The sequence below is a fragment of the Halorubrum sp. GN12_10-3_MGM genome, assembly GCF_005435235.1.
GTDB classification, from domain to species: Archaea; Halobacteriota; Halobacteria; order Halobacteriales; family Haloferacaceae; genus Halorubrum; species Halorubrum ezzemoulense.
The window spans coordinates 1-9725 of the sequence record NZ_SGUB01000046.1 but is presented as its reverse complement, the minus strand read 5'-3'; the positions used below and the strand labels follow the sequence as shown (position 1 = coordinate 9725).

The following is a 9725-nucleotide window of genomic DNA, read 5'->3' as shown; positions in this document are numbered from 1 at the left end:
AATCGTCGTTGAGAGCGAAGCGGAATTCAAAGAGCTCGTTCAGGAAACTTTTGAGAAAATAACGAAACGCGTCAGCTTCGCAAAGAAGTGGTGTGAACAGTTCCTTGACTTTCGAATGTTATCTTAATCATTACCGGTGACGGGCGCGTGGGATAGCATCAAGTTGCTCGGTGTAGTCAGCGACGGCGGTGAGACGTTCTTTCTGCCGTGTGCAGAGAACTTCAACAGCGACACAACAATCCGGTTACTCGACGCACTCCAGACAGAGTTCGGCGAGAAAATCTGCGTCGTCTTGGACAACGCCTCGTATTTCACGGCGAACAAGGTGTAGGAATTCGTCGAAGACACACCGATCGAGCTGTGTTACCTTCCGCGGGGTTCACCAGAGCTGAACCCCGCGGAAGAGTGCTGGAGACAACTCGATCAAGAACTTGGGAACCGTCTGTTCGAGACGCTTGACGATCTCCGTGATGCTGCTCTCTCTGTACTCGACCGCATCGAAGTTCCTGATATCTTTATGTATTCATGTCTGTGAGTATCAGCAATCGTGATCTCTACCACTCGTAGCTACCACCGTTCACAGTGTTTGCTTGACAAATTCCGACACGATACGATCCTCTGCGGTTCGTAGTCGATATTGAACCGTAGAACGAGGTTCATCAAGTATCGACGCAAGATCGGAGACAGAAACTTCTCTCGGCCGTTCATAGTATCCGTGCTTGACCGCTGCCTTTAGCACTTCCCAGTGTTCTGGCGAGAAGTCTGTCGCGAGGCGCTCGGTCGCCTTCCAGTCGCTGCCAGTAGTGATATGGGACACCGAAACCGACACGCCCTCCCGAATCTGTGCTTCCATTGTATCGTAGATGTCTCCAATAGGAGAATCACTAGGGAAGAGAATGCGCCACCGGTACTCGTCACCGACCCGGCGGGATTCGAATATAGTTCCTGTCTGAATATGATCGAGTACAATATGCGGAAGTGAATGACAACTGTTAATTTCACGACGAAGTGTATAGATAGTTCGGCTAGTCTCTTGACGATCTAGGACGCGATATGATCGGTCCGTATCACAATCTACGACATCGAAGCACTCGTTACAGCGGGTTTTGTCAAGAAATACCTCATCGAACGCGTCCAGCGCTTCGCTCGTCCCCTTCGCATAATCGAGCCGCCACATATAGCTATCATTCACGAAGATCGCGGACGACCACAACGAGAGGCTCTCGTACTGTCGGAACACATCCATCAACTCATCGGCTCCTGACTCGAACTGGAGGACAAACTCAAACTCACGTGTCTCTTGCGCGGGTTCAGGCTTACCGTTCATTTATCTATTGCTAAATAGTAGATACACAAAAGAATTGTTCTTAGTGCTGTTTCATTCTTTTGGCAGATAATATCATCTATTGCTAAAACAATTCTGATTACTGTTACCGGGGTATGTAGAGATGCGATGGCAAACGAGAAAGAACACGGCAGCGGTTCCGTGGAACCGGGCGACACGAGCAAGCGAGTCGGTGCCGAGGTCATCCGCGAACGAGGCGTCGATCCCGAGGAACTCCGGGAGAAACTGATCGACGCGATCGGCGCCGAGTTCACGACCTACTACTACTACACGAACCTCCGAATGCACCTCGCCGGGGAGGAGGACTACAAGGAGATCACCGAGGACGCCCGTCTTGAAGACCGGGCCCACTTCGAGCTTGTCGTCCCCCGGGTGTACGAACTCGAGGGGTCGCTGCCGAACGACATCAGGGACTTCGCCGACCGGGCCTCCTGTCCCGACGCCGAGGTACCGACGCCGATGGATGGTAGTGGTGAGTTCGACACATCCGAGCTAGAAGTCGAAGACATTCTGGAAGTACTGCTCGAAGCGGAACGGTGTGCGATTCGTACTTGGAGCGAGATCTGTGATATGACTCGTGGGGCCGATCCGCGAACCTACGACATGGCCCAGCGGATCCTCAACGAGGAGATGGACCACGAGGCCTGGTTCATCGAGCTGCTGAGCAAGGAACGGGACGACGAGATTAATCCGGCCGGGCACTTCGCGCGTGGCGAGCCGGGCGACGCACCATATACGAAGAACAACCCGTTCAACGACTCCGCCTGAGCGAGTAACAACGGTCTCCACTCTCCCCTTATTTATGACACAGTCGTCGGACGATACGTGGACCATCACGATCGTTGTTCCCGAAGAGTCGTCGCTGGACGAAGCCGGTGAAACACACGAACTTGAGGTCAGTGAGAACGAGACGATTCTGGCGGCCGCGCGTTCGGCGGGTGTGTGGCTCACAGCTGACTGTCAACAAGGTTGGTGTATCACCTGTGCTGCTCGTTTGGTTGACGGCGACGTTGTCCATCCAAACGCGCGTCGGTACGATACTGAAGACCGAGAGGCAGGCTACGTACTCACCTGTACTGCGAAGCCGCGGGCGGACTCAACACTTGTCGTTGAACAGTACGATGAGTTCCTCGAATATAGAGCAGCCAATAACAAACCACCAGGAAATTCGAAGCTAAGTGACTAACATGTCCGAAAACATAACCCGAAAAGAACGAGATAGTTCGTTAACCACTCCGTACAGTGTTCGAAATCGTGGCATACAACTGGTATGTTTTGATGGCCAAGTACCTAGCAAAGAGACAGTATCAGATCAGGGTGTCCGAAAACAGACACTCAAGGCGCTTGAACGTGTTCGCACTGTCGCTGCTGAGGCTGGCGTCAATCGTCACGAACTAATGCGAACCACAGTATACCTGACTGACATGAGCCAATTAGAGGAAGTTACGCAGGCGTATGACGAATTCTTTGAGGGTCAACGACCGTCACGGACCTTCGTTGGCGTCAAGCAGTTGCCGAACGGTGCTACAGTTCAAATTGAGGCTACTGGTGTATGTGATTGAAATCCTACATCCGTCTTCAGTCAAGCCCCACACTTGGGTTGTGTAGCGGGGGTTAGTGTCGCTTGTAATCAGCCGTCCTTTGTGGATCTTCTGGGCACCTTCGATCAGCCGGTCAAGAAGTGACGGCGGTGAGTAGCTGAGATAGTCACTACGCTCCTGCGTAGCACATTGTTGATGACTTGCTGTGTTTCGATTTTGGTCCATCTTAAGTGAACACTCATTCGTCTTTAGTTAATATCTTCAGTAATACTCGATAGCTGTGGTTTTTGCTCAAATACGGCCCAGCCACACCAGATACGGCAAGAAAACGCCGTTTGTGATGGTTGCTTATCGCTCGATCTCGCCGGTACTGGTGTCTCATCTGTGGCTTCTCCTACATCTAATACTGACAAGCATACTTTTGGGAATTGTATTACTATCAAGCTTAACTAAAGACGAATGAGTGAACGCTGTTTGGCTTAGAGGCTGTGTTAAATCGCGATACAGCAGCGAGGTAGACTGCTAACGTTCGTGGGAGGTCGGATTGGCATATGATAAACAACAGTTGATTGGTTTCACCTACATACATATAATTGGATAATCCATATGTCTGGAGAACATTCAGCCAGCGGAAGTACAACACAGGATTGGTGGCCAGAATCACTCAATGTAGAAATACTTGATCAGAATGCCAGCAATGTTGGGCCGTACGAAGACGAGTTCGATTACGCTGAAGCATTCGAGTCTCTCGATTTCGAGCAAGTGAAAGCAGATATTGAGGACGTATTAACTGATTCCCAAGAGTGGTGGCCAGCCGACTACGGACATTACGGACCGCTCATTATCAGGATGGCTTGGCACAGTGCGGGCACGTATCGTACTGGTGACGGTCGCGGTGGTGCGTCAGGTGGCACACAGCGGTTTGCACCTGTCGAAAGTTGGCCAGACAACGCAAATCTAGATAAAGCCCGGCGACTGCTCTGGCCAGTCAAGGAGAAATACGGTCGAAAACTCTCCTGGGCTGACTTGTTAGTCCTCTCCGGAAACGTTGCCATGGAATCGATGGGATTCCAAACGTTCGGCTTTGGAGGGGGGCGTGAGGACGCATACGCACCAGACAAAGGCGTCAACTGGGGGCCTGAAGAGGAGATGATGGAAGACAAACGCCACGATGAGGAGGGGAACCTCCAAGGCGACCTCGCCGCAGACCACATGGGGTTGATTTACGTGAACCCAGAAGGTCCTGGTGGCAAACCAGACCCTCTCGAGTCCGCGAAGTACGTGCGACAATCCTTTGATCGGATGGCGATGAACGACGAGGAAACCGTTGCCCTCTGTGCCGGCGGACATACGTTTGGGAAGGTACATGGCGCTGACTCTGACGAAAATCTTGGTGGTGAACCTGAAGCGGCGCCTATCGAACAACAGGGCCTCGGCTGGAAAAACGAGTATGGTGAGGGCAAAGGTGCCGACACGATCACAAGCGGCATTGAAGGCCCGTGGACCCAGTCCCCAACTAGCTGGGATATGGAATATGTTGATCTCTTGCTGGATCACGAGTGGGAGCCACACAAGGGACCCGGCGGAGCTTGGCAATGGCGGCCCAAGGACGCGGAGGTACATGGCTCTGCAGAGCCAGCACACGACGAGATTGAGAGTGCAACTCCGATGATGCTGACGACGGACGTCGCACTGAAGCGGGACCCAGACTATCGGGAGGTTCTCGAACGCTTCCAAGAGAACCCGATGGAATTTGGAATCAGTTTCGCAAAGGCATGGTACAAGCTTATCCACCGTGATATGGGGCCACCGGAGCGGCTCCTTGGCCCAGAAGTGCCTGACCAGGAAATGCTCTGGCAGGGACCCATCCCCGACGCCGATTACGAACTCGTCAATGAGGAACAGGTAGCCAAGCTCAAAACGGAAATCCTTGACTCCGATCTGTCCCGTACTCAGCTTGTCAAAACTGCTTGGGCTTCAGCATCAACGTATCGGGATAGCGATAAGCGCGGCGGTGCGAATGGAGCCAGAATTCGCCTCGAGCCACAACGAAGCTGGGATGTTAACGAACCGAAAGAACTGGAAACAGTACTTGACACGCTTGAAGATATTCAACGAGAGTTTAACGACTCTCGATCAGACGGAGTCCACATCTCACTTGCCGATATTATTGTGCTCGGCGGGACCGCGGCCATCGAGCAGGCGGCAGCCGAGGCCGGATACGAGATTGAAGTACCGTTCGAACCGGGTCGGACTGATGCGCTTGCGGAGCAGACAGATATCGAATCTTTCCAAGCTCTGAAACCGGATGCCGATGGCTTTCGCAACTACTTCACCGATGGAGATGGACTAAACCGCTCACCTGAAGAACTGCTGGTCGACAAGGCAGATCTCCTGGACCTGACACCGGCCGAGACAACGGCCCTTGTTGGCGGCATGCGCACGCTGGGAGCCAACCATCAGAATTCGGAGCTTGGCGTCTTCACAGATGACGTGGGGGCCCTGACTAACGACTTCTTTGAAACCGTACTTTCGATGGATTATGAGTGGGAGGCAGCTGACAGCGAAGATAACAAACAGGTGTACGAACTCAGAAACCGTGAAACGGATGAAGTCGAATGGACGGGGTCACGTGTAGATCTTATCTTCGGGTCGAACTCACGGCTTCGTACCCTCGCAGAGGCCTATGCTGCTGAAGAGGAGAAGTTCATAAATGATTTTGCTGATGCTTGGCAGAAGGTTATGACGAACGATCGCTTTGACCTGAATTAACGTCCACCTTCTCGGCGCTTTTTATACGCTATATGAGGGTGTCATCATCCGTCTTTAGCTAAGCGAAGAACCGCGTGACAGCAGCGGCTTATCGAGGCTACTTTTCGGAAGGAATGAGGAGGTGTCGAGTGTGTACAACGAGACCTCCTCATCGAGAATCTTGCGTCGTCTCACTACACTGTTTCCCTCTGAGTTCCTTGAAGAGCACGCCGAGGAACTCGGCGTGGTCGAACGGGAGGGGAAGCTTCAGATTCCCGTCCTCGTGTGGGCGCTCGTGTTCGGCTTCGCCGCAGGCGAGAGCCGAACACTCGCTGGGTTCAGACGTAGCTACAACTCCACAGCCGATGAGACGATCTCTCCTGGTGGCTTCTATCACCGGTTGACGCCGTCACTTGCAGAGTATCTCCGCGACCTCGTCGAGCGTGGTCTCGACGAGGTCGCCGTTCCCGACGCTGTTGACGTTGATATCGACCGATTCAGGGACGTGATGATCGCTGATGGAACGGTGTTGCGGTTACACGAGTTCCTTTCCGACGAGTTCCAAGCTCGCCACGAGGAGCAGGCTGGAGCGAAGCTCCACCTGCTCCACAATGCCACCGATCAGACGATTGAACGGATTGACGTGACCGATGAAAAAGCGCACGACAGCACGTTGTTCAAGACGGGATCGTGGCTGCATGGACGGCTAGTTTTGTTCGACCTAGCGTACTTCAAGTACCGCCGCTTTGCGCTGATCGACGAGAACGACGGCTACTTTGTGAGCCGGTTGAAGCAGAACGCGAATCCGGTGATAACAGAGGAACTACGGGAATGGCGCGGCCGCGCCATTCCCTTGGAAGGCGAGCAGATCCAAGATGTGGTCGCTGACCTCTCACGGCAGTACATTGACGTAGAGGTCGAAGCGGAGTTCAAGCGGGGTCAGTACGAGGGAACACGGTCGCTAGACACGAAGCGGTTCCGCGTCGTCGGCGTCCGGGACGAGGACGCCGACGACTACCATCTGTACATCACAAATCTACCGAGAGAAGAGTTTCTCCCGGCAGATCTAGGGACGCTGTATCGGTGTCGATGGGAGGTAGAAACGCTGTTTCGTGAGTTGACGACGCAATACGAACTAGATGAGTTCGACACGAGCAACCCTGTTGTGGTGGAGATTTTGCTGTATGCGGCGTTGCTGTCGCTGCTAGTGAGCCGTGAGTTGTTGGATCTGGTCTCCGAGCAGGCTGACGACGAGATCGTGTTTCCACCGGAACGCTGGGCGGCGACCTTCCGGTCGCACGCCCAGCTCATTCTTCACGAACTCGGTGAGTTCCTCGGCTACTCACCACCGCCGCTGTTGGAGCGGCTGATCGAAGACGCACAGAAGATCCACCAGCAACGACCGATCTTACAAGAGACGCTCGCTACCGCTACTCAACCAAGGTGTGAGGCTTAGCTAAAGACGAATGGAGGGTGTCATAGAACATTCCATGCCCTGTGTATAGCGATTTGTATCAAGAGTAGGTTTATTTTCTGACCCTATACTTCAAACTCAACTGCGCAGATGCCCCCTCGTGTTATCCATATAACTGTTCTATGACACTCTCACTATATGATTTTTGAACCGACTTAGATTATGTCGAGATAAACGATATAGCCAGACAACGTCCGAATTCTTTGAAATCAGCGATCCAGTCCACAGACGGCCTCGTTATTCAACGGACTAGGGATTTCTGACTAGCCGTACAATCGTGCTCATAAGAGTGTTTAGTGTCTTTTATGAACAGCAAGTTTGTTCAAGAGTTACTCGCAGATCACTCGCAGAATCCCCGGAACTACGGTGAGCTTCCCTCTCCCGATGTTGAGGCAGCAACGACGAACCCACAGTGTGTCGGCCCAACGCACCCTGAAGGAGACCTCAGGTAGCTCTCAGTGATGATGGGACCACAGTCGAAACAGTCCGCTTCACCGGTGACGGGTGTACACTGTCACAGGCCGGTGCCTCACTATTGTCTGAGCAGATGGTTGGTGTCTCCGTCTCGTTGTTGTAATCACCAACTTCGAGCGGGGAGACGACCCTGGCCGCGAGAAGCTCAAGCTATGAGATGGTTTCTATGACAGGCTCTCGTATGGGTGTAACTCAAGGAATCCATACTCTGTTACCACGGGTTACTTTTCTGCTCACGCATTAGGTGGTCGCATGTGGATATCTCTCCTCACAGTACTGTCCAGGGGCGGCCTCCTCCAGTACACCGTGCCAGTCGTCGGCGCCGAACTGAGCCAAACGGCAGTCACCACGGTCGGTATCGGCTTGATTCTGCTTCTCTTGGTAGGGTCGGGATTCTTCTCGTCGTCGGAGATTGCGCTGTTCTCCTTGCCGTCCCATCAGGTAGATGCGATGGTTGAGCAAGGCCTGCGTGGCGCACGGGCGGTCAAATCTCTCAAGGAGGATCCCCACCGCCTTCTCGTAACAATTCTCGTGGGGAACAATATGGTCAACATCACGATGTCCTCAATCTCGACGACTATCGTTGGCTTCTATTTCGACGCGGGCACGGCAGTTATCGTCTCGTCGCTCGGCATCACGTCGGTGGTGTTAATATTCGGCGAGAGCGCACCCAAATCCTACGCCGTAGAGAACACTGGACTACACGCACGGCGTGTCGCCCGGGGGCTAAAGATCGTCGAGAAGCCACTGTGGCCGCTTATCACCGTATTCCACTACCTGACGGGCGTCGTGAACAGACTTACCGGCGGCAGCCCGTCCATCGAGTCGACCTACGTCAGCCGAGACGAGATTCGAAATATGATTCAAACGGGCGAGCGTGAGGGGGTCCTCGACGAGGAGGAACACCAGCGGCTCCAACGCGCCCTTCGATTCACCGATGCCACTGCCAAGGAGGTGATGACCCCCCGCCTCGATGTGGCGGCTATCTCCAGTGATGCGACCGTTGAGGAGGCAATCCAGAAGTGTATCTCAAGTGGTCACGCGGACCTACCAGTTTACGATGGGTCGCTAGACAGTGTGATCGGCGTCTTCGACATCCGTGACCTACAGAATTCGAACTACGACACTTTCGACGACCTCGACGTAGAGGACGTAATCGCTCCGACGCTCCACATCCCCGAGTCGAAAAACGTCGACGCGCTCCTCTCGGAAATGCGCGAGAAACGGATACAGATGGCTATCGTCGTCGACGAGTTCGGTGCCACTGAGGGCCTCATCACGATGGAGGATATGACCGAGGAAATCGTCGGCGAAATACTGGCGGGTGACGAAGACGATCCGATCGAATTCGTTGACGATGACACCGTCCTCGTGAACGGTGGGGTTAACATCGAGGAAATCAATGAAGCGCTCGACATTGTACTGCCAGAAGGCGAGGAGTTCGAGAGTATCGCGGGCTTCGTTTTCAACCTTGCGGGCCGCCTTGTCGAGCAGGACGAAGAGTTCAACTACGAGAACGTCACGCTCCGGGCCGAACAGGTGGATGACACACGTATCCAGAAGGTCCGGGTAACTGTCGACCGTGACACCGCCGAGATCGAAGAGGAGACGCCGGTAGGCGAGGGCAGTTCCGAGTGACCGGGAATACCTGAGCGCCCGAATCAGCAGGTCCTCAATGAGCGCGTCCATCCGGTCAAATGTCTGTGCTACGACGTCGATATGGTCACTCGCACACTCGTCCCGAATCAGTTCCAACCATCCTTAGGCCACACAGAGTGGGTTCCATAAATCGTGGCTGACGATGCTGGCGAACTCTTCCAAACGCTCGTTCTGTCGTTACAATTTTTCTTCGTACTCTTTCTGCTCAGTAATGTTGGTGGCGATGCCACAGGTGGCGTATACGGAGCCATTGTCAAACAGTGGGACAATCCGGGTGAGAAAGTACTGACGACCGTCGTCGGTCTGAATGACCTCTTCGATCTCGACCTGTTCTCTCGTCTCATACACTCTTTTGTCGTTCTGCTGAAATTTCTCAGCCACTTCCGCCGAGTGTAAATCTGCTGCCCGTTTTCCGGCGATGTCGGTATCGTCAGCAATGTCAAACAGGTCCCGATGATATTGATTCATATACACGTACTCG

At 53.5% G+C, this 9725-nt stretch carries 8 protein-coding genes and 5 pseudogenes; 9 read left to right on the top strand and 4 right to left on the bottom strand.

Annotation, left to right across the window (positions count from 1 at the left end; translation table 11 throughout):
• Together EXE47_RS19145 and EXE47_RS17815 are read left to right on the top strand one after the other, a co-directional pair.
• Nucleotides 1-127: pseudogene (locus EXE47_RS19145) on the top strand (IS630 family transposase); the annotation flags it as partial.
• A pseudogene (locus EXE47_RS17815) lies at nt 128-535 on the top strand (IS630 family transposase); the annotation flags it as partial.
• Nucleotides 536-577: 42 nt separating this feature from the next.
• Here EXE47_RS17815 and EXE47_RS17810 read toward each other — a convergent pair.
• Entirely contained in the window at nt 578-1327 is a 750-nt protein-coding gene (locus EXE47_RS17810; protein WP_080508750.1) for a helix-turn-helix domain-containing protein, read from the bottom strand.
• Between the two features lie 126 nt (nt 1328-1453).
• Between EXE47_RS17810 and dps the strand changes: the two genes are divergently transcribed.
• The 3 genes from dps to EXE47_RS17795 are packed head-to-tail and all read left to right on the top strand — an operon-like array spanning nt 1454 to nt 2907.
• Nucleotides 1454-2113, top strand: coding sequence for a DNA protection during starvation protein (gene dps / locus EXE47_RS17805; RefSeq protein ID WP_049933440.1), 660 nt, complete (start codon nt 1454-1456; stop codon nt 2111-2113).
• A gap of 34 nt (nt 2114-2147) precedes the next feature.
• Entirely contained in the window at nt 2148-2531 is a 384-nt protein-coding gene (locus EXE47_RS17800; RefSeq protein WP_080508749.1) for a 2Fe-2S iron-sulfur cluster binding domain-containing protein, read from the top strand.
• Between the two features lies 1 nt (nt 2532).
• A complete protein-coding gene (locus EXE47_RS17795; protein ID WP_137703858.1) occupies nt 2533-2907 on the top strand; it encodes a RidA family protein in 375 nt (124 codons plus the stop codon).
• 20 nt (nt 2908-2927) lie between these two features.
• Here EXE47_RS17795 and EXE47_RS19415 read toward each other — a convergent pair.
• Nucleotides 2928-3087: pseudogene (locus EXE47_RS19415) on the bottom strand (IS4 family transposase); the annotation flags it as partial.
• A gap of 405 nt (nt 3088-3492) precedes the next feature.
• On the opposite strand from EXE47_RS19415, the gene katG reads away from it, so the two are divergent.
• From katG to EXE47_RS17775, 4 genes and pseudogenes are all read left to right on the top strand, one after another.
• The gene (gene katG / locus EXE47_RS17790; protein WP_049933290.1) at nt 3493-5658 is read left to right on the top strand and encodes a catalase/peroxidase HPI; all 2166 of its coding nucleotides are present in this window, start codon (nt 3493-3495) and stop codon (nt 5656-5658) included.
• 160 nt (nt 5659-5818) lie between these two features.
• On the top strand, nt 5819-7093 hold the full coding sequence (locus EXE47_RS17785; RefSeq protein WP_137708594.1) for an IS4 family transposase: 1275 nt from the start codon (nt 5819-5821) through the stop codon (nt 7091-7093).
• 520 nt (nt 7094-7613) lie between these two features.
• Nucleotides 7614-7688, top strand: a pseudogene (locus tag EXE47_RS19410) (hypothetical protein); the annotation flags it as partial.
• Between the two features lie 149 nt (nt 7689-7837).
• Nucleotides 7838-9223, top strand: coding sequence for a hemolysin family protein (locus EXE47_RS17775; RefSeq protein ID WP_137703856.1), 1386 nt, complete (start codon nt 7838-7840; stop codon nt 9221-9223).
• 15 nt (nt 9224-9238) lie between these two features.
• Here EXE47_RS17775 and EXE47_RS19405 read toward each other — a convergent pair.
• Together EXE47_RS19405 and EXE47_RS17770 are read right to left on the bottom strand one after the other, a co-directional pair.
• Nucleotides 9239-9421: pseudogene (locus tag EXE47_RS19405) on the bottom strand (histidine kinase dimerization/phospho-acceptor domain-containing protein); the annotation flags it as partial.
• Nucleotides 9422-9725, bottom strand: a 304-nt coding sequence (locus EXE47_RS17770; RefSeq protein WP_137708593.1) for a PAS domain-containing protein, incomplete at its 5' end; no start/stop codon positions are given.